The 20,055-nt window shown below is 32.3% G+C and carries 19 protein-coding genes and 1 other RNA gene; 11 read left to right on the top strand and 9 right to left on the bottom strand.

The features are described from left to right. The first annotated feature begins 229 nt into the window (after positions 1-229). From AB674_RS21040 to AB674_RS20995, 10 genes are all read left to right on the top strand, one after another. Positions 230-1,060: a response regulator transcription factor gene (locus tag AB674_RS21040; RefSeq protein ID WP_047779257.1), complete on the top strand. Its 831-nt coding sequence runs from the start codon at positions 230-232 to the stop codon at positions 1,058-1,060. A 95-nt stretch (positions 1,061-1,155) separates the two neighbouring features. Then, complete coding sequence (locus AB674_RS21035; RefSeq protein ID WP_053004349.1) at positions 1,156-1,731, top strand: ester cyclase; 576 nt, start codon at positions 1,156-1,158, stop codon at positions 1,729-1,731. Between the two features lie 80 nt (positions 1,732-1,811). Then, positions 1,812-2,669, top strand: a complete 858-nt coding sequence (gene ygiD, locus AB674_RS21030) for a 4,5-DOPA dioxygenase extradiol (RefSeq protein ID WP_047779268.1) — start codon at positions 1,812-1,814, stop codon at positions 2,667-2,669. Positions 2,670-3,160: 491 nt separating this feature from the next. Next, on the top strand, positions 3,161-3,991 hold the full coding sequence (locus AB674_RS21025; protein ID WP_240478114.1) for a phosphatase PAP2 family protein: 831 nt from the start codon (positions 3,161-3,163) through the stop codon (positions 3,989-3,991). Further along, on the top strand, positions 3,978-5,498 hold the full coding sequence (eptA, locus tag AB674_RS21020) for a phosphoethanolamine--lipid A transferase EptA (protein ID WP_047779256.1): 1,521 nt from the start codon (positions 3,978-3,980) through the stop codon (positions 5,496-5,498). Before AB674_RS21025 ends, eptA begins: the two co-directional genes overlap by 14 nt. Positions 5,499-6,471: 973 nt before the next feature. Continuing rightward, positions 6,472-6,765: a DUF1778 domain-containing protein gene (locus AB674_RS21015; protein WP_047779266.1), complete on the top strand. Its 294-nt coding sequence runs from the start codon at positions 6,472-6,474 to the stop codon at positions 6,763-6,765. Further along, complete coding sequence (locus AB674_RS21010; RefSeq protein ID WP_047779255.1) at positions 6,749-7,282, top strand: GNAT family N-acetyltransferase; 534 nt, start codon at positions 6,749-6,751, stop codon at positions 7,280-7,282. Before AB674_RS21015 ends, AB674_RS21010 begins: the two co-directional genes overlap by 17 nt. Positions 7,283-8,364: 1,082 nt before the next feature. After that, positions 8,365-8,595: a hypothetical protein gene (locus AB674_RS21005; RefSeq protein WP_047779254.1), complete on the top strand. Its 231-nt coding sequence runs from the start codon at positions 8,365-8,367 to the stop codon at positions 8,593-8,595. A gap of 98 nt (positions 8,596-8,693) precedes the next feature. Continuing rightward, a complete protein-coding gene (locus AB674_RS21000; protein ID WP_131701567.1) occupies positions 8,694-9,644 on the top strand; it encodes a hypothetical protein in 951 nt (316 codons plus the stop codon). Positions 9,645-10,025: 381 nt separating this feature from the next. Beyond that, positions 10,026-10,295 carry a hypothetical protein gene (locus AB674_RS20995; RefSeq protein ID WP_047779252.1) on the top strand — a complete coding sequence of 90 codons (270 nt, stop codon included), beginning with the start codon at positions 10,026-10,028 and terminating at the stop codon, positions 10,293-10,295. Positions 10,296-10,378: 83 nt separating this feature from the next. Here AB674_RS20995 and AB674_RS20990 read toward each other — a convergent pair whose 3' ends face one another. From AB674_RS20990 to AB674_RS20955, 8 genes are all read right to left on the bottom strand, one after another. Beyond that, positions 10,379-11,122 carry a hypothetical protein gene (locus AB674_RS20990; protein ID WP_047779251.1) on the bottom strand — a complete coding sequence of 248 codons (744 nt, stop codon included), beginning with the start codon at positions 11,120-11,122 and terminating at the stop codon, positions 10,379-10,381. Then, positions 11,109-12,071, bottom strand: a complete 963-nt coding sequence (locus AB674_RS20985) for an MvdC/MvdD family ATP grasp protein (protein ID WP_047779250.1) — start codon at positions 12,069-12,071, stop codon at positions 11,109-11,111. Before AB674_RS20985 ends, AB674_RS20990 begins: the two co-directional genes overlap by 14 nt. Then, positions 12,064-12,375, bottom strand: coding sequence for a hypothetical protein (locus AB674_RS20980; protein ID WP_047779249.1), 312 nt, complete (start codon positions 12,373-12,375; stop codon positions 12,064-12,066). The genes AB674_RS20985 and AB674_RS20980 overlap by 8 nt, the downstream gene beginning before the upstream one ends. A gap of 23 nt (positions 12,376-12,398) precedes the next feature. After that, positions 12,399-12,965 (bottom strand): TIR domain-containing protein, encoded by a 567-nt coding sequence (locus AB674_RS20975; protein ID WP_047779248.1) that lies wholly within the window; start codon positions 12,963-12,965, stop codon positions 12,399-12,401. A 2-nt stretch (positions 12,966-12,967) separates the two neighbouring features. Continuing rightward, the gene (locus AB674_RS20970) at positions 12,968-13,933 is read right to left on the bottom strand and encodes a caspase domain-containing protein (protein ID WP_047779247.1); all 966 of its coding nucleotides are present in this window, start codon (positions 13,931-13,933) and stop codon (positions 12,968-12,970) included. A gap of 2 nt (positions 13,934-13,935) precedes the next feature. Further along, a complete protein-coding gene (locus AB674_RS20965) occupies positions 13,936-14,346 on the bottom strand; it encodes a TIR domain-containing protein (protein WP_047779246.1) in 411 nt (136 codons plus the stop codon). Between the two features lie 317 nt (positions 14,347-14,663). Further along, positions 14,664-15,059: a transfer-messenger RNA gene (gene ssrA, locus AB674_RS22465) on the bottom strand. Positions 15,060-15,126: 67 nt separating this feature from the next. Continuing rightward, entirely contained in the window at positions 15,127-16,329 is a 1,203-nt protein-coding gene (locus AB674_RS20955; protein ID WP_047779244.1) for a serine hydrolase domain-containing protein, read from the bottom strand. 240 nt (positions 16,330-16,569) lie between these two features. Between AB674_RS20955 and AB674_RS20950 the strand changes: the two genes are divergently transcribed. Further along, positions 16,570-17,772: an NAD(P)-dependent oxidoreductase gene (locus AB674_RS20950; protein WP_047779243.1), complete on the top strand. Its 1,203-nt coding sequence runs from the start codon at positions 16,570-16,572 to the stop codon at positions 17,770-17,772. Positions 17,773-17,993: 221 nt separating this feature from the next. Here AB674_RS20950 and fumC read toward each other — a convergent pair whose 3' ends face one another. Then, positions 17,994-19,379, bottom strand: coding sequence for a class II fumarate hydratase (gene fumC, locus AB674_RS20945; protein ID WP_047779242.1), 1,386 nt, complete (start codon positions 19,377-19,379; stop codon positions 17,994-17,996). Between the last annotated feature and the right edge of the window lie 676 nt (positions 19,380-20,055).

Here is a 20,055-nt window from a genome sequence, read left to right as displayed (position 1 = left end):
TTCAAAGATAAAAAATAAATTGAAGTATTGACGTAATATAGCGGTTGGTTATAAGGCAAAAATTCAAACGCAATAAAGGCCAAACCTAAAGGAATAGGCTTTTTCTTTTTTAACATTTTCATCCATTTCGGGGTTTGTCTTCGTGGATTTTTATATATTTATACTAGTAAAAAGACCGTTTACTATTTCTAAATTTAGACATCCATCCCGATAAGTAACACACAATAAAATGACAGAAATTTTCAAAATATACAAATTTGGAGTCGAAGATGTCGAAAAAAATGAAGTATTGCTTAATGAGCCGCACAGTCACAATTACGAAGAGTTAATTATTGGCATTGAAGGGCAGATTGATCATTTTATAGATTTTAAATCTACTGTTTTTAATGCCCCTTTTATTTCTTTTGTGACCAAAGGCAAAGTACACAGAGCCAAACCGGGTTTAAAAGACGGAAAATGTGATTTATGGGTCATTCGGTTTAGTAGTGAGTTTATACCCGAAACCGTTTTTCAACTTTATTCCTATTATCATAATGAGGCCAATATTTCGCTTCAAAGAGATATGTGTTTCTCGAGATTGTTGTCACTCTGCGAAATGATGCACATGGAAAGTATTCAGGAAGAACCTGATTTGGGAATTATACGACAATTGCTTGGCGCTTTATTTACGATGATAGAATCGGAAAGACGAAAATCAAAATTGGAAAATGAAAGTATTGAAAAAACAAAAAGTCTGACTTTTAAGAACTTTTTGATATTATTGGAGCAACATTATACGAAACCCGAAGGTGCCAGTTTTTATGCAGACAAATTGTCGATGAGCAGCAGAAATCTTAATCTGATCAGTCAGCGGATATTACAGCAAAGCGTCTCGGAAATCATTGAAACCAGAAAACTGATACAAGCCAAAAATCTGCTAACGACTACAGATATGACCATTTCCGAAATTGGTTTTGTATTAGGATTTAGCGAAAACACTTATTTCGCGCATGTTTTTAAGAAAAAATCGGGACTTACTCCAAGCGAGTTCAGAAGCGAAATGAAAAAACTCATTTCCTAAAAACACCATACTTCTTCCTAATAGTGTTATATCCGGCCTTTAGATAATTTACAACTTTGTACTATCATTTTTTAATAACCAAAATTATAGATACAATGAAAACAATTTCAAGAAAAATTATTCCGGCAGCAGTATTAATTATAGCCATCACAATGGTTAGTTGTGAACAGAAAAAAGAGCTTCCAACTGAAGAAAGCGCTACAGCATTAAAGCAACTAAAAGAATTAACTGCCGCAAACGAGGTTATTACTGAGAATCTCGCAAAATTTGACACCTTAGATTATACGGTATTCAGTAATCAACAATGGGAACGACTACATGAAAGCCATGCAAAAGACATCCTTGTTCATTTTCCTGACGGACATACCGAAAAAGGGTTGGAGCAGCACATCAAAACACTAAGTGCCATGTTTGTGTATGCGCCCGACACCCGAATCAAAGAGCACCCTATCCGAATTGGCTCCGGTAATACAACAGCTGTTATTGGTACCATGGAAGGAACTTTTACCGTACCGATGCCAATAGGAGGTGGTAAGTTTATACCTCCAACAGGTAAGAAATTTAAATTACCAATGGCGACCATAGGAATCTGGAAAGACGGAATCATGACCGAAGAATATCTTTTTTGGGATAATAAATCCTATATGGACCAAATTGGACTTGGTAAATAATTACAACAAAAGGACATATAATTCTATTTATTTTAAATAATCTGACCTAAGGAATGGACAGGAAAAAATTTTTAAAAACAATGGCAATAGTACCACTTACAGGAGTCGCTCTCAAACTAAATGTATTAAGTAAATTGTCGGATCAATTAGAGAGTACCGAAAAAATGCCCCTATTATTTTTAGGGCATGGCAATCCGATGAACGCTATCGAGGATAATGTATTTGTGGAAGGATTTAAAAATGTCGCAAAAACATTGGCCAATCCCAAAGCGATTCTTTGTATATCGGCGCATTGGGAAACAAAAGGCACATTTGTAACCGCTATGGAGATGCCACGTACCATTCATGATTTTGGTGGTTTTCCACAGGCCTTATTTGATGTACAATATCCGGCCAAAGGGAGTTTTGAATTGGCTAAGGGAACCCAACAGCTAATTACTAAAACTCAAATTGAACTGGATTACGAATGGGGACTTGATCATGGTTCCTGGAGTGTTGTCAAACATTTGTATCCAAATGCGGATATTCCTATTATTCAGATGAGTATCGATTACTCACAGCCGGCATCTTATCATTATGAACTTGCAAAAGAACTGGCCGCATTAAGAAGAAAAGGAATTTTAATTATCGGTAGTGGTAATATGGTTCACAATCTCCGAATGGCGGCATGGGATCAGATGAAAGCACCCGGATACGCCTATGATTGGGCAACCGAAGCGAATGAGAAAATGAAAAAACTAATCTTAGATGGCGATCATCAGCCTCTGATTGATTACCGTTCGCAAGGTAAAGCATTCGATTTAGCGATACCCACTCCGGAACATTATCTTCCGTTGCTTTATACACTTGCATTGCAAGAGAAAAATGAAGAGGTAAGTCTTTTTAACGATTATCTCATTGCAGGATCACTTAATATGATGTCAATAAAAATTGGGTAGTGGTTTAGCATAATCAGCCCGAGTCGCCGGGAATCGAACCCGGGGACAAACAAAGAACGAAAGGAGTTTTCTATAGGCTAACTCTGCCTCACTTTGAAGAGGGGAATAAAAAAAATGCGCAACTGTCTCTGACTTTGCGCATTTTTTTATGCCTTATTAAATTAGATGTCTTTTAAATTTTTAAAGTCTGATCATCGAGATCATTGATATTTTGAATTTAAGCATTCAAATATTAATTAGATTAAACCAATTGTAAACTGATTAATAAAACTTCTATACATCTGGCTTCTTTTGTCAAATATTTTGAATAGGAGAATAGGTGTTTTTAGGAGCAGTGATAGGTCTTTTTAAAGTGTAAATATGAATGGAAGTATTTAATATTAAACTCTTCTTGATTACTTACATCGCATTACAATTAAAGCAAGAGAAACGTTTTTACTTTTTGTTTGAAATAGAGTGATACAAGTTGAATTAATCTATTGATGCAAAAAATGATGAATAGTAGCATTATTTACAATTATACAAAAGTCAAAGGGACTTTTTTTTATTTACCATTATTTCTGTTAATTAGTATTACGCTCTATCTTTACACGCAAGATAGTCTCGATGCCTACTCTTATGCTCAAATCCAAAAGAATACTTTCTTTTATCTTAATAGCAAGTTATCTCAGTATCCGGATCTTCAAAGTAACCTTAGCGAAACAGGGGATACGTTGGTTGCTTTTTCATTTTTAAGTTTATTTGTTCTATACGCCCCAAAAGTATGGGAAGATTTATTGTCAGCGTCGCTTGTTGGGCTATTATTTTCGATAGTATTAAAAAAGATATTTGCTGTGCCAAGGCCCGCAGCGGTATTTAATACAGATAATTTTGTAATCATTGGAAAAACATTGTGTGGCTGTAATAGTTTACCTTCGGGACATTCCATAACAGTTTTTACAACACTGACGGTTTTGTTACTTACGTTTATGCCGAAAAAAACAATTCATAAAATTGTATTGTGCAGTTTTGTGCTTGTGTTGGGATTAATTCTCGTCCTTGCCAGAGTAGCGGTTGGGGCACATTATCCGCTTGATATTATTGTGGGAAGTATTATTGGTTATATCTCGGGACTTCTGGGAATTTTTATTAACCAAAAATATAATATTTGGACCTGGATTAACAATAAAAAATACTATCCTGTTTTTATTTTAATGTTTATAACTTTCTGTTTTTTAATTGTATATAAAGAGATTCGTGAAAATTTAATGATTTTTAGTCTATCTTTAGTTTGCTTAATTATTTCAATTTGTAAAATTACTACTGTCTATGCTAAAAAGTAATTTAAGACTGTCTCATTTTGCCATGTTAATGAGTTTTATCAACTTTTTATTCTTTCATTTTTCATTTTTTTCCTTTGTTGTTGATAATCTTGATTCTAAAAGTTTTAACGGTAGTATAATTATTATTAGTTTAATACTGTCCGTTTTACTTGTAAACTTCATGATTTTTTATATACTGCTTTTTTTGTCACATTTTGTTGGAAAGCTCCTTTTGGTGTTGTTTTTCTTTATCAATGCAATTGCCATTTATTTTGTTAATACGTACAGTGTAATAATTGACGAAAGTATGATTGGCAATGTGTTGAATACCAATCTTGAAGAATCCGGTAGTTTTTTTTCAATAAAATTAGTATTCTATGTAATTGTGCTTGGAGTTATTCCCGGTGTTTACATTGTAAAAGCAAAAATTATAAACGAAACGTTTAATAAATTTTTAATCACTTCTTCACTTAGCTTACTGTTGGTATTAATTTTAGTATTTGTCAACGCAAGCAACTGGTTGTGGATTGATAAAAATTCAAAAAAATTAGGCGGACTGGTAATGCCTTGGTCGTATTCAGTAAATGTTTCGCTTTTTTATATTCATAAACATAAAAAGAACGAAAAAGAAATTTTATTGCCCAATGCGACGATAAAAGATACTAAAAAGGCAATCGTGGTTTTAGTAATTGGAGAATCGGCAAGAAGCCAGAATTTTTCTTTATACGGATATGCGAAAAACACCAATCCTTTACTTTCTAAGACACCAAATTTACATCATTTTAACGCTACTTCTTTAGCCACTTATACCACTGCAGGTGTGAAATCTATTCTGGAACATAAAAGAACGGACGATCTCTATGAAGTTCTGCCCAATTATTTGTATCGAAATAATGTAGAAGTAATTTGGAGAACCACAAACTGGGGAGAACCGCCAATTCATGTTAAAAATTATCAAAACAGAGAATCTTTAAAGTTAAATTGTAAAGGCGAAGGCTGTAATTACGATGAAATTCTTTTAACCGGACTAAAAGGACAAATAGTATCAAGTAACAAAAATAAAATATTGATAGTACTGCATACCAGTACGAGTCATGGACCAACATATAGCAAGAAATACCCAATTGAATTTGAGAAATTTAAACCGGTTTGCAAGAGTGTTGAGTTAGGAAATTGCTCTCATAACGAATTGATTAATGCCTACGACAATACCATTGTTTATACTGATTACATCTTATCTAAAGTAATTGAAGACTTAAAACAATTAAAAGAGTACAATAGCACCATGATTTATGTTTCAGATCACGGAGAATCATTAGGAGAAAAAAATCTGTATATGCACGGACTGCCGATAAGCATTGCACCTAAAGAACAATACGAAATCCCTTTTATTGTTTGGTTATCTGATAGTAAAAAGCAACTCAAATCTAATAAAACAGTATCTCAAAATTATGTATTTCATAGCGTTTTAAATTTTCTAAACGTCCAGAGCCCAATTTATGATGAGAAAATGAATATTTTTAGATAGTGAATTACTTTGCTGCTTTTTGAAGGATTTCTGATAAAAATTGAGAAAGTGTGTCCGTATTTGTGTAGTGTCTGCCGGATATTTAGAAGAGTTAGGGCTTTTGAGATATTTATGTTCTTAGCAAAAAATGCGCAAAGTCAGAGGTATTCGCGAGTTTTTCAGCAGAATTCCTCGGAGAGCGGTGTAAGAGCAAGAAAAAAGCCTGTAAACTATTTTATGTTTACAGGCTTCTTGTGGAGTCGCCGGGATTACAATCGAACACCTAACTCCTATATTAATGTTTATAGATAAGCTTGAAAAAAAACTTGAATCCCTAGGTTTAAAGGCTTTTTTAGAAATTGACGTTGTTTTGGAATTTGTACTCATTTTTCTATTTCGAATATTTTTTTAAGAAAACTAACCTTTTTTTTAAAAGTTTCCGTCTAAGAATATTCAAGGAGCTCCACAGTTGAACACCTTTGTAATTGTTGTTGCTACTTAAGATAAAGCTTGCTCATCGATATTTTTTAGCTGAAGTTAAGAGTTAAATTAAACTTATTGTACTTTTTTATAGCATTAAAAATTACACAATGAACATAATAACAACAAACAATAGAATAGATGCAAAAAGCATGAAAAGTAATAGATGAAGAATAAATAATAATTGCAGTACTTGCGTTGTACGTATAAAAAGCGTACATTTGTAAAACTGATACGAACTCTAACTCTTTAAAAGACTAAAGAGGTTCGGAAACAAGTCTAATGAATGTCAATAATATCAACTCAGGAAATAACAAAGAAGTAGTATAAAAAGAAATTACTATAAATTCATAAGAGAAATAAAGACAGCATCATTAGACAAATTTAAAACTTATCATTAAAAGAATAATTAACTTTAAAAAGAATAATAAAGAAACAGATACTATTAAATATCCAAATCAAATTAAACCAAGAAAATAGCAAAATTGTAGAACCATATTTAACATGAATGATTATGTCGGTAACCATTAACGACCGAATCGATGTTCGTATCAGTAAAGAACATAAGGAGTTGATTAAGCACGCATCAGTCCTGAGAGGATTTAAAAATCTATCAGAATTTGTAATCTATTGTGTAAACACAGAAGCAAACAAGATCATTAAAGACAATGAAACCGTTTTAAAGACCATAGAGGACAAAAAGATATTTATAGATGCGATTATAAATCCACCGAAGGCTAATGATAAACTTAAGAGGGCTCAAGCGAACCATACTAAATTTATCAGTAACAATGAATTTAAAGATTGAAATCCTTTCAAAGGAGCACAAGAGGAAAGAGTTTAAATGTGGCAAAGAATTATTAGATGATTATTTTCACAAACAAGCGGGGCAGGATGCCCAAAAATTATTATCCGTCTGTCATGTATTAACAGACAAAGATACAGATGCAACTAAGGTACTTGGATATTATACGCTGTCAAGTAGTTCAATTCCATTAGATGATTTTCCAGCTGAGTTAACTAAAAGAGTGCCTAAAACATATAGCATACCTATAGCCTTACTGGGCAGGATAGCTATGGATAAGAGGGAACAGGGAAAAGGATTAGGAGAAATTCTTTTATTTGATGCATTAAAAAAATGTGTGGTACATTCAAAGATCTTGGCAATTCGAGCAGTAGTAGTTGACCCATTAGACCAAGATGCAATTGATTTCTATAATGGCTATGGTTTTATATTGATACCAAGTACTGGAAAAATGTTTCTGCCAATTGAAACAATCAAAAGTTTAATTCCTGATGAAGAATCAGAAGATACTGAAAAGTAAGTTTAGTTTAAAAGGCAACCTATGTGGTTGCCTTTTAAATTTATCTAAATTAAAATTCCGTTAAAATTGCAATCCGGATGAAAAGCCAGTAATAATTTTTTACGAAAAAAAAGTTAACAGTATATAATAAACGGCAATAAAAAAAAAATAAAAAAAACCTGTAAATTAAATGGTTACAGGTTTTTTTTGTGGACTTGACGGGATTACAATCGAACACCTAATTCCTGTTTTAATGTTTATTGATAAGCTTGAAAAAAAGCCTTGAACTCCTTTTAATATGGAATATTTTCTATTTTGATATTTTTTTAAGCCCCATTTCTGTTTTGTTTAATTTAGGATTCTTTCTAGATAGTAGCTGTTTTTTTAATTGAAAATATCCAAAATTATTATTTCAAGGTGTTCGAGAGTTGAACTCCGTCATTTAGAATTAATTGAATAATTTATCTATGATATACAGGTAGGAATTAATGTAAAAATAAATGCTCTACCACTTGCATTGAAAGGAAGGGAAAACATTGGGAGCCATATTTAAAGAAATAAGCAAAGCAACAATAAGGTAACTCTTAACTCAAATTTTAACCGAAAATAATTTCAGGTAATTATACGTCTTGTTTTTTTTTACATTTAACTTTTTTAATTTTATCAGTGATCGGTATTATTCATTGTAGTTTTCAGCTTTAAAAAATATCTAGATTATATTTAAAAAACTGCCCCGCTAAATTTATAAGTAAAGTTTTCGTATTAAATTATTTAGTTCAATAATCTTAGAGCTCTATTGTCTAAAAACGATTATGCAAACTATTTACTTCAGCATTTATAAACATACACAAGCGGAAGAACATATATAATTCTTACGTGTTAAAAATAGTAAAACGTATTTTACTAACGGTAATAAGATTTCAATCTGTGAATCTATACATGCAGCATAGACTTAAATAATTCTCTGTTAAATATTAAAATAGGGCACGTTATTTTCCATTGGGTATTTTCTGCCCCATATAGAGGATTATGACATGTGATATAGATGATTAAATTATAATTCTATTAAATATTTTATGTTCAACCAATTAAATTAAAAAGTTATGAAAAGTAAATTGCTCATTTTTGCATTATTATTGTCTTCAGCAACATTTTTCGGACAGCAGTTAAAAGCTGAATTCGAAAAAAAAATTGACACTGTTCAATCGGACAATAAGAAGGAAATTTTAGTCACTTTTAATGTTAAAGTACCTAAACAGCCAGCTTTTGAAGGAACAAAGGTTACTTGGTCGGTAGATCCTACATTAATGAAACTGAAATATTTTTTCCTTTAAAGAGGGAAATTATAGTCTTAAAAGATAAAGATCTTGATATACCTTTTAGCATCAAGTTTCAACGAAAAAACACTCGAGACCGGATTATTAAAATAAAATTGACTGCTAAAAAAGAAAGTACGGAGATTCCTATTGATCCGGCTCTTACAAGTGAATACATAATATTTGTTAAACCTTCCTCTGAAGATTCCGCATTAAAAAAAAAGAAAGGATATGAACTTTGGCTATATACTGGAACTAACCTTGATTTAATAGACGGAATAAAAGCAGAAGATCTTTATTTTAAGGCAAATTATTTGGCAAATATAAAAACAAAGGGAAATAAAAGCACCCGCAGCTGGATTAATATTGATTTCGGCCGTAATCGGTATTTTAATGACATTGATTCTCTAAGTGGAATGAGTTTCAGTCAAAGATTACCTATTGTGAATCCTGACACTCTTCGTCAGGTAGTAGGTGAATACAAAACGGTAAAAAAAGTAGAAACAAATAATACATTTGTTGATATTTATTATTTGTGGAACGCTACGGATTTTTCATCAGAGACTTCTAAGCTTTTCGTTACTGCCGGGTTTTCACTGAATTCCCAGAGTATTAAAACTACCTATAAGAATTCAGTAACTGTTTCTGACACGATTACTTATCCCGCAGGAACTAATGTACCTTCTAGATTTGGGACAATGTATCGAAATACTAATTTAAGACAAAATAATAAGAGTATAGGAGTTGGATTCGTTTATATTTTGGATGAAGAGAAAATTAATGTAAAGACTTCTATGATTGTGGGGTTGAATAATTTTATTTATCCCAATTATATAGTGTACAATGGAGATGCTGTAGTCCGAGAACGTTATATAAGTGATCCTACTGCTTTCCTCCGTTTCCGCTTTGAGGGAACAGTGCTTAATCCTGGAATTTCTCTTGGTTTTGAAACTTTTCTAAGGGGTGGGTCGGATCCTCTCTATAACGTAACGCTTACAAAAACTATCGATTTTGAGCAGCTTGCAACCTTATTTGGTACACTGCCTACAGCCACAGTATCTAAATAAAGAAATCTTATTTGTTCTTAATTTATAATTAACTGCTTATACTAGCCCTATAATTGTAAAATGCCACTGCTGGTACAATTATAATATTGATTGTATGAAATTGGATAAAATATTGAAATTTTAAAACGAAGATATATGTAGGTAGAAACTTTACCGATTGATATTGAAACGTAAAATATTGCACTTCTGGATAGTCTTTAATAAAGTTGATAATTAGCGCCTGCTTATCTGACGATAAACAGGCGCTATAATGACCTGATATATATAATATTTTAACAGAAACTTTGCCAATAATGCTCAAAACATTGTACAAAGTTTCAAAATCATTATAATATTTAATACTCCTTCTGTAAAAGATAACCGTCAATTACATAATTGAAAATGTTATTTTCAAGAACAGTCTCTTTGAATATATCTAATTTTGTGTCGGAGTTGAAACGAGATAATCAATTGAATGAACAATCTTTAACTCAAATATACCTAAGCTTAGCTGAAGATTATGAACGTTATAAAATGCAATATCAATCTATATTTTTTGAAAATACTTTAGAAAGGTTTGCCATTGAATTTGAGAAAGAATTAGAAGATCAATATCTGACAGATTATAGGTATAATGATTTGTATAAAACTTTTTTAAATCAAGAATTATAAAAAGTAACATCTGACTTTAATCACACTAAATTATTGTAGAAATAATAAGCCTCTAAAGTATTGGAATGTAATTAATTAAATATTTATACCGTCTCAGTTGATTTTTTATCCAATCTTTTAATTAAGATGAAGTTAATAATCACTGAAGATATAGCTATTAAAATAAGTAGTGCAACTAACCAAGTACTTAGACTAATTTCATTAAAAATTTTTACGATTCTGAACACCGAAGTTTTAATACCAAATTTGCATTTATCTATGAAAAAAAATATTAACAAAAATGAATAAATTGAAAGTGTAATTATGGCTCTTTTAAAATATTCTTGAGCCATAACCATATTGTCGATTTTTGAATTAATAACTATAGAATTCTTTTTTGTCTTATTTATAATTGATAATATTAATTGTATAGAAAATTCTTTTTCATCGCCATCTTTGAGTATATCATTATGATAGAATGTACTAAAAGGTTTGCGTTCATGTACTTTTACAGCAAACCAAACTGTTCTTAGAACATATATTGTTAAAAAGAACAACATACAGATTAATAAAAATAATATTGAACTAAAACCGTTTTGTCCAATTAAAGTAGTTGTGATGGCCAAAACAACAGAAGTTATAATTGCCAAAGAACTTATAAATAATGAAGCTTTTGTTTCAATTGCCGAATTTCTACTCAATTCAGATTCATAAATTTTCATAGCATAATCTAAAACTTTTGAAATGTTATCGTCGTTAATAGTAATTTCTTCTACAGTTAAAGGTATTGCATTTTGAACTTCAGCTCTTTCTAATAAAGGCCAAATTAGCTCCCTAAATTTTTCCATCTATTAAAAGTTTAGATATTTCATATGAAAGATTGTAATTTAATTGTTTTTCAATCCAAGCCCACTGCCCATTTGGATTTATTTCTAAAAAGATAAAGTTCCCAACTTCATCTCTAACAAAATCAATTGCACCAAAATTAAGATTTAATCTTTTTGTTAATTTAATACACAAATTTATTAATGTCTCAGGTAATTCTATTTTTTCGTACTTTAACTTTATAGTTTCTGCTTTTCTCCAATCAACTTTAGTTTCAGCATGTTCTTGTGATAATATTTGTGCAGAAAAAACTTTATTTCCAATTACTGTAACCCTTATATCAGTAGTTTTATTTACAAATTTCTGAAAGTAAGTAGGGCAATGTTTTACCCTTTCTAACTCTTTCTTATCAGTAAATAATGTTGTGAAAATTATTTTCTCGTTTCCTTGATCTTCAATAAAACCTGTTTTAATGGGCTTTATTATGCATTCAAATTCATTAACGAATTCAATTGCGAAATCTTTTTCATTTGTAATTAAACTGGGAGGTATATTTAGGCCTAATTCTTTTGCAACTTGTAATTGATGAATTTTAGACTCTGCTTCTCTTATTGAAAAAACTGAACTTATCCAAAAAGCATTCTTTAAAATTTTATATAGACCTTCTAGATAATTGCTTATTTCGTTCAAAATGAATTTTTTTTCTCCATTTGTGAGATCATTATGGTCAATATTCGGTAATTTGGGACGTCTATAATATACTGACTTTATTTTGAGTAAATCAATTTTTATTTGTCGTTCATTATCGGATAAAATAAACTCGTTTTTGTGAAAGTTAAAAGAGAGTGAGACTTTTGTCAAAATGTCTTCTGTATTTAGCCTGTAAAATTTTGCTTTAGAAGTTGTTAATTGTTTTATCACAAAATCGGTTGTGATATCTCCCTTATTTGTAATCAATAAAACATCAATCATCTGTCTCTTGTTTTGTAAAGGTTTTTGTTTCTAGTTGTAACAATTGCATAATATCATCATCATCTCTTTCTTGTAATACTTTTGTTTTAGTTTCTAATTCTAAAGAACAAATATTATAATCATCGGCTTCTCCAAGTACTCGGGTTTTTGTTGTTAAGCTTAAATCAGAACTTTCAATGTCCATAAATGGTATTGTACCTTTTTCAGTTTTTATAACATTTAATGATAATAAATGATCATATTTAAAAATCGGATTATATTCTCCTGTTCTGTTAGTGGCGTAATCTAAAATAAGTGGTCTCATTTGTTTAAGTTTTCAAATTTTAATTAACTTCTTTTCGTTGGATTATTTCCATTTATCCAACTTTCAAATTGCGTATATGTAGTAGAATCTTCATTAATCCATAATCTCATTGCTCCGGAATTATCTGTTGCGATATCCAAATATGGATATAATTTTAAATATTCAACTCTATCAAACGTATATAAATTTGAATTATCTTGAGAGATAGGTACTATTGCACATCTATCAGTATTGCCATCAACAATTCCTAATTCCCAAGGCATCCATTTTGACATTGTTGCATTTGTTGAAATTGCCAAAAGCAAACTTTTTGAATTTTTAAGTCTTTCTTTAATTAGTTCAGCAGTTTGTTTAGTAACCTTACTTCTGTCTAAATCTGAGTCAACTATCCAATCGACATAAACCGTGTAACCTAATGCTGTTAATTCTTTATATAGACCAAAAACTTCTTGTTTGTCCAAAAAGCTATGAGATAAAAAAATATCAAAAGTCATATTTTTTGTGTTTTTGGCAGAAAACATTTTGACACTTTCGTTAAGTGATGTTATTGACGATTTTCTTTTTAAATATTCACTTGTAAATAATGCCATAATTATATTAATTTTTCATTAACGAGCCTCCAGTAATGGTATCCTAATGCAGTAAGTTTGCATGATTTTGAGTTCATTGCAGCAAAATACATATGCTCAGCATCGACAGGAACAATTAATCCAATACTGTGAAGTTTTTGTAAATTTTTAAATATTGCAACATTTTCTGTATTTGAGTACGGTTCAATAACATTGTGCTCAATGTCATTACTATTTGTGAATTCAAATGAAGGATCTAATGAAAAAGTTTCTTGAGGTTCAGGAAAATAATCAATAATTTTACGTAAGTTTTCCGAAGAGACTTGTGGGTTGACAGTCCTTAAAGATGTAAATTTGGTTACGTTCGTTTTAAAAACTGGTCTTTGTTTCCACGGACCAAGTGCCTGATCAATGTAAGCATATACTCCTCCTGGAGAAATATGTCCTCTCAAATCTGATGCGCCACCTTGTAATGCGCTTATTAAGAGCGTGGTAAAGACACCGTGTCCATTAACTTCCAAGGATGTTTCATTGCCTCTGCTTGCTGTCAATATAGTTACACCCTCTTTTAAATGTGAAGAACCATCAGTAAGTGTAGGTGTGCCCATTGCTCCTGAGTGACAGCAATCTAGAATAATTATTTTGTCTACTGCTTTAGATTGATTTGCTATTTTAAGTATATCATCCATGGGAATTCCTTCATCATATTTTTCATAATCAGGAGTTACTATGTATCCTCCAAGTTCATTTAGAAAACCATGTCCAGAAAAATATAAAAGAGCTGTATCTGGATTTCCAGAAAACAGATCAACAATTAATTTTTTAAGCTTCGATCTTTTTGTGACATTTGTTTCTATTTTAACCGCAAAATTAGGAGACCCATCCCCATTAGTTTCTAATGCGTTTCCAATAGCATATGCGTCGTTTTCGCAACCATGTAGAGGGGATGTAGGATAATCGTTAATTCCTACTATTAAGGCTTTTCTCATTATTAACTGTTTTTACCTTCTTTCATTAATTGATCGATTGCTGAACTTATTCTGTTCCATTCCCAAGGAATAACTCTATTTCTTTGCAGATTTGAAGGTAAGTTTGATTTTTCATCAGCTCCTCCGACATAAATTCCAAATACTGGAACATTATGCTCTCTGGCGAAATCAATTTCCTTCTTAACACCAGTAGCAGATGACATGTTTTTTCCAATTAAAACAATGAGAATATTACATTTATTAATTTTCCCATGAATAATCTTCTCCCATTCATTTTGAGGTAAATGTGTTTTAGAACTCCAGTCTTCGATATCAAAGGGTGTCTTTGAATTTTTTGTTTGTCCTACAAATAATAATTTTTCCGAACTATTATTATCAAAATCGAAACTTATAAATGCTCTTGGGTTTGCCATAGTGTGCTAGATTTTTTTGTTATTCTGTTTTTTTATAACATTAATTAATGATTTAATGAATTGTATTATTAGAAATGAAATTTATTTGATGCACAAATGTAATTGCTTCTTTAGTTTTAATTTTACGGAAAACCATAAGCGAATTTAAAAAATAACAAAGACAAATCTATTGATTCAAAAAAAATAACAACTAGGTAGAATTACCTGTTTTGTTCAATCTTTGTAGTAGAGTACGAAGTTTTTATTAGTATGATTTGTGTCAACGAAATTGTTAACTAAAAAACAAAAAACCTGTAAACAAATAGCTTACAGGCTTTTTGTGGAGTCGCCGGGAATCGAACCCGGGTCCAAACAAGCAACTAAAGAGCTTTCTACACGTTTATTTCCTGATTGGATTTTCGTTGTTAAGCTAGGTCAGGAACAACCACTCAACACTTATCTTCTTAATTTCGAAATCCACCCGAAGCTCATGGATATCTAGGTTTATTTTTACGGTTCCCCTAAACTGACCGCCACAAACCAAGGCTTTCAAGGAGAATCCAGCTTCCCTATCTGATAGGGACGTGGCTAATCTTACTATAATTCAGATTATGCAGCTAAAGCGTAGTTATTTTCGCCGTGTAAAATTGTAAGATCTTATATTTACGAGCAAGGTCTCAATGCTCGACGTGCTTACTGTTCAATTCGACTTGCTGTCAAAACCAGTCGACCCCAAAAATGAGTTTGCAAATTTATACTATTTGAAGTTACTTCTGTAATAAATTTTGCAGAAAAATGATTTTATTCTTCGTCTTTAAAATTAAACGGGTAATCTCCAAAAATCGGAGCCAATTTACGAACCGCATAAGTGTTTCGTGTCATTTTGTTCGACAAGGCAATAATAGTTACATTTTCTTTCTTTAAAGTAATATAAGAAGAGGTATTACCATGCCACCAGCCATTGTGGAAATAAAAATTCTGTCCCGTTTCCCAATTGATCATTCGTATACCCAAACCATAGTTTTTAGTTCCTTTGCGCTCATTGCTGTAACCGGTATATACCTGTTTCAATAAATCGGGCTTTAAAAAATCAGGTGAATTTCTGGCTCTGTCGAATTTTAAAAGATCTCGTACCGTTGAAAATACATTTTTGTCCCCGTAAACATTATCTAAATAGTCAAAACCAATTTCTACACCATTACCTTTATAGGAAGGGACAATTGTTTTTCTTTCTTTATCATCGTCAAAAATATACGTATGGGTCATTCCTAACGGTTTGAAAATCATTTGAGACATTGCCTCCTTATAAGTTAAACCCGTGATTTTTTCGATAATAAGCGCCAACATGGCATAATTGGTATTGCAATAAGCAAATCGCGTACCCGTTGTAGCCTCTAATCCAATATTTTTAGTGGCAAGAATTTCGAGTATGTCTTTATTGGTCAACTGATTGTGTCGGTCCCAAACCGATTTGTCTCGGTCTGTAAAATAAGCATAGTTGCGCATTCCGCTACGATGACTTAATAACATTCGAACCGTACATTCCGGATAAGGAAATGTTTTTAAAATCGTATTTACCTTTTGATCCAAATCTAATTTTCCGGCATTGACCAATTTTAAAACCGCAGTAGCAGTCAAAACTTTACTGACAGAAGCAATTTGTACCGGAGTATCTGCTGTTATTTTAGTGCCTTCATTTTTATTAGCAAATCCATTGTAGCGTTCAAAGATAATCTGACCATTTCGGGCAACCAAAAAGCTACCATTCATGCTATTATTTGGCCAGTTTTTGTTGTAAAAATGATTTATCCTTCCTGCAACAGAATTTATATAAGCTTGACTTATTTTTTTTTCAGGACCTAAAGGTTTCATTTTAGGCAAGGTATCCTCGACCGTTGTAACCTCTTTATCTGTATTGTTTTTATTTTTTCCGCACGACCCTAAAACTAAAATTAGGAGAAGTATTTGTGCTATATTTGTTTTTTTAAGGAAGCTCATTTTCATCATTCTTTGAAAACAAATATATAGAATTCAATACTTTTGTTTGAGCATTTTTAAATCTACAACATCTGGTTTTTAACTTTTTTTTAACGTCTTTTTTTTCTAGTTGATTGTACATCAGCTTTTAGCGTTATAATTTTGTTTAAAATTAAAGAATTACAACAAAAATTTAACTTATTTTGTTATATTTGAAACAAATTCAATCAAAAAAGTTATATTAATATTCACTTTAATCCGATATAAATGAAATTTGGTATTATAAAAGAACGAAAAAACCCACCGGACAGACGCGTTGTGTTTGCTCCTAATGAATTGGCTAAACTGAAACAGCTTTATCATGAAGCTACTGTTGAGGTTGAAAGTTCAGATATTAGAATATTTTCTGACGTTCAATATAAAAGTATGGGAATAACGGTTACAGAGGATGTTTCTGACTGTGATGTTTTATTTGGCGTAAAAGAAGTTCCTGTCGAGAATTTAATTCCAAATAAAGCGTACTTCTTTTTCTCACATACCATAAAAAAGCAACCTTATAATAAAAAGTTGTTGCAAGCTATTTTGGAAAAGAAGATTGATCTGTATGATCATGAGACCATAGTTGACAGTCACAATCGCAGACTAATCGGTTTTGGAAAATATGCCGGAATGGTTGGTGTGTATAACGGAATTCGTGCATTCGGAATTAAATTCGAATTGTTCAAATTGCCAAAAGCAGAAACACTTGCGGGTAAAGAGGCGTTAATTATGCACTTAAAACGCATTACTTTACCTCCTTTAAAATTTGTAATCACCGGAACCGGTAAGGTTGGGAGTGGAGCCAAAGAAATTCTGGATGCCATAAAAGTAAAGGAAATAGCAGTAGAGAATTATTTGACTAAAAATTACACACAACCGGTTTATGTACAACTGGATGTTTTAGAATATAACAAACGCATTGACGGTCAGCTCCTTGATTTTAATGATTTTGTAGCACATCCTGAAGCTTATGTTTCGGACTTCGAAAAATTTACAAAAGTGACCGATATCTATTTTACAGGTCATTTTTATGCCAGTGAAGCTCCGGCTATTTTGACAAGAGAAATGTTAAATGCAAGTGACTGCAAGATAAAAGTAGTTGCGGATATTTCTTGTGATGTGAACGGGCCGATTGCGTGTACCTTGCGTTCTTCTACGATTGCTGAACCTATTTACGGATATTGGCCAAGTGAAGATAAAGAAGTAGATGTGTTTCATCCCGGTGCCATTGTAGTGATGGCAGTTGATAATTTGCCATGCGAAATCCCAAAAGATGCCAGTGAAGGTTTTGGAGAACAGTTTATGGAATACGTAATTCCTGCTTTTTTCAACGGAGATAAAGACGGAATTTTAGAACGTGCAAAAATGACGGAAAACGGAAAACTAACACCAAGATTTAGTTATTTACAAGATTATGTAGATGGGAAGTAGGGGGAGTTTAAGTTTCAGGTTTCAAGTTTAAAACAAGGCCTATAATTAAAAAGATAAAAAAAGGGAAAAGCTTTTAAGCTTTTCCCTTTTTTTATAACCTGAAACCTGAAACCTGAAACCTGAAACCTGAAACCTGAAACCTGAAACCTGAAACCTGAAACCTGAAACCTGAAACCTGAAACCTGAAACCTGAAACCTGAAACCTGAAACAAGCCTATAGTTTATACCATTTCCTCAGGCTTAACCCAGGCGTCAAAATCTTCAGGAGTTACATAGCCTAAACGAACGGCTTCGTCTTTAAGAGTTGTTCCGTTTTTGTGTGCGGTTTGAGCGATTTCGGCAGCTTTGTAGTATCCGATTTTAGTATTTAGAGCGGTAACCAACATCAAGGAGTTGTCAACCAGTTCTTTGATACGTTTGTGATTCGGTTCGATGCCTTGTGCGCAATGTTCATCAAAAGAAATACAAGCGTCACCTAATAAATGAGCAGATTGAAGGAAGTTCGCGGCCATAACGGGTTTGAAAACATTCAATTCGTAATGTCCTTGCATGCCACCAACAGCAATTGCCATATCATTTCCTATAACTTGTGCGCAAACCATCGTCAAGGCTTCACATTGCGTAGGATTTACTTTTCCTGGCATAATAGAAGATCCCGGTTCGTTTTCAGGGATGTGAATTTCTCCAATTCCCGAACGAGGTCCTGAAGCTAACATTCTGATATCATTCGCAATTTTATTTAAAGAAACAGCCAGTTGTTTTAGCGCTCCGTGCGTTTCAACAATAGCATCATGCGCAGCCAAAGCTTCAAATTTGTTCTCAGCAGTTATAAAAGGGTGATTGGTGAATTCTGCAATGTATGCAGCCACTTTTACATCGTATCCTTTTGGAGTGTTAAGACCTGTTCCTACTGCAGTTCCGCCCAAAGCAATTTCAGCTAAGTGTGCTAAAGTATTTTTTAAAGCTTTCAATCCGAATGTTAATTGAGCAGCGTAACCGGAAATTTCCTGTCCTAAAGTAAGCGGGGTAGCATCCATAAGGTGGGTACGGCCAATTTTTACGACATCTTTATATGCTACAGCTTTTGCGTGCAATGTATCTCTTAATTTCTCAACACCGGGAATTGTCGTTTCTACAATCATTTTATAAGCTGCAATGTGCATTCCGGTTGGAAAAGTATCGTTTGATGATTGCGATTTATTGACATCATCATTGGCTTTTATGAATTGCTCACCTTCTCCAATTTCAAAACCTTTGAGTACCTGAGCACGGTTAGCGATTACTTCGTTTACGTTCATGTTACTTTGTGTACCGGAACCTGTTTGCCAGATTACTAACGGAAACTGATCGTCTAACTTTCCGGCTAAGATTTCGTCACAAACTGCTGCGATGGCATCTCTTTTTTCTATTGGTAAAACACCTAAATCGTGATTGGCATAAGCCGCAGCTTTTTTCAAGTAAGCAAAACCTTCTATAATTTCTTTTGGCATAGAGGCCGATGGTCCGATTTTGAAATTATTTCTGGAACGTTCTGTTTGAGCACCCCAATATTTATCGGCTGGGACTTGAACTTCCCCCATGGTGTCTTTTTCTATTCTGTATTTCATTTGCTTGATGTAAAAAATTATTTATTGTAATATCAGTATTTGTAAAATGTCATTTGTAAACTGTAGTCTGAGACTGAGACCGAGACTGAGACTAAAAACCACCCCGTACTCCCGCGTCTGTAAACTTAAAAAAAAATCCTTATTTAAAATGATTTTAAATACACTAATTATTCTTATTTTATAAAAAATGATTTGGTTTTTATTGGCAACGAAAAATATTAGAGTTACATTTGTGCCTACATTCAAAAATTCCGGAAAACATGTTTGAATTTTCACAGTACTTAGGCTTTTTACTTTTCTTAACCATACTAACTATAGGGTTTTGGTTGATGTTTTTCTTAGTTGGATTCGTATCTTATTGGGTTACGGGTGCTAGCTGGGAAATGTTCAAAGAAATGAGAGCAAAAAAGAAAGAAGAACAATCAGTTAATTAATTGATTTCATAAAAAAAGGACCCGTTTTTACGAGTCCTTTTTTTTTAAGTCAAAAAGTTAAGGACTTCAAAAAGGATCAAGACATATTGTTGTGGAGGAACAAATATCTTGTAGTTCTGTAATTTCGAATCAAGTTCAAAAGTTGTGGAATAATTTTTAGATTTCTTTTGCTAGCAGTAGCAGATCTTATACTTTTTCGCCACAGCTTTTTAAGTACCTAATTTTCCAACTTCTCGCTTTGA

This window comes from Flavobacterium sp. ABG, assembly GCF_001027725.1.
In the GTDB taxonomy this organism is placed as follows: Bacteria; Bacteroidota; Bacteroidia; order Flavobacteriales; family Flavobacteriaceae; genus Flavobacterium; species Flavobacterium cupriresistens.
This window is presented reverse-complemented; position numbering and strand designations above follow the sequence as displayed.

Excerpts from the sequence above, each read along its gene's own strand:
- AB674_RS20975 (WP_047779248.1), bottom strand. The coding sequence starts at position 12,965 with ATGGCATTATTTACAAGTGAATATTTAAAAAGAAAATCGTCAATAACA.
- AB674_RS21040 (WP_047779257.1), top strand. The coding sequence starts at position 230 with ATGACAGAAATTTTCAAAATATACAAATTTGGAGTCGAAGATGTCGAA.
- AB674_RS21035 (WP_053004349.1), top strand. The coding sequence starts at position 1,156 with ATGAAAACAATTTCAAGAAAAATTATTCCGGCAGCAGTATTAATTATA.
- AB674_RS20970 (WP_047779247.1), bottom strand. The coding sequence starts at position 13,933 with ATGAGAAAAGCCTTAATAGTAGGAATTAACGATTATCCTACATCCCCT.
- AB674_RS20980 (WP_047779249.1), bottom strand. The coding sequence starts at position 12,375 with ATGAGACCACTTATTTTAGATTACGCCACTAACAGAACAGGAGAATAT.
- fumC (WP_047779242.1), bottom strand. The coding sequence starts at position 19,379 with ATGAAATACAGAATAGAAAAAGACACCATGGGGGAAGTTCAAGTCCCA.
- AB674_RS20955 (WP_047779244.1), bottom strand. The coding sequence starts at position 16,329 with ATGAAAATGAGCTTCCTTAAAAAAACAAATATAGCACAAATACTTCTC.
- AB674_RS20995 (WP_047779252.1), top strand. The coding sequence starts at position 10,026 with ATGTTATTTTCAAGAACAGTCTCTTTGAATATATCTAATTTTGTGTCG.
- AB674_RS20965 (WP_047779246.1), bottom strand. The coding sequence starts at position 14,346 with ATGGCAAACCCAAGAGCATTTATAAGTTTCGATTTTGATAATAATAGT.
- AB674_RS20950 (WP_047779243.1), top strand. The coding sequence starts at position 16,570 with ATGAAATTTGGTATTATAAAAGAACGAAAAAACCCACCGGACAGACGC.
- AB674_RS21015 (WP_047779266.1), top strand. The coding sequence starts at position 6,472 with ATGTCGGTAACCATTAACGACCGAATCGATGTTCGTATCAGTAAAGAA.
- AB674_RS21010 (WP_047779255.1), top strand. The coding sequence starts at position 6,749 with ATGAATTTAAAGATTGAAATCCTTTCAAAGGAGCACAAGAGGAAAGAG.
- AB674_RS21025 (WP_240478114.1), top strand. The coding sequence starts at position 3,161 with ATGATGAATAGTAGCATTATTTACAATTATACAAAAGTCAAAGGGACT.
- AB674_RS20990 (WP_047779251.1), bottom strand. The coding sequence starts at position 11,122 with ATGGAAAAATTTAGGGAGCTAATTTGGCCTTTATTAGAAAGAGCTGAA.
- ygiD (WP_047779268.1), top strand. The coding sequence starts at position 1,812 with ATGGCAATAGTACCACTTACAGGAGTCGCTCTCAAACTAAATGTATTA.
- AB674_RS20985 (WP_047779250.1), bottom strand. The coding sequence starts at position 12,071 with ATGATTGATGTTTTATTGATTACAAATAAGGGAGATATCACAACCGAT.
- eptA (WP_047779256.1), top strand. The coding sequence starts at position 3,978 with ATGCTAAAAAGTAATTTAAGACTGTCTCATTTTGCCATGTTAATGAGT.
- AB674_RS21005 (WP_047779254.1), top strand. The coding sequence starts at position 8,365 with ATGAAAAGTAAATTGCTCATTTTTGCATTATTATTGTCTTCAGCAACA.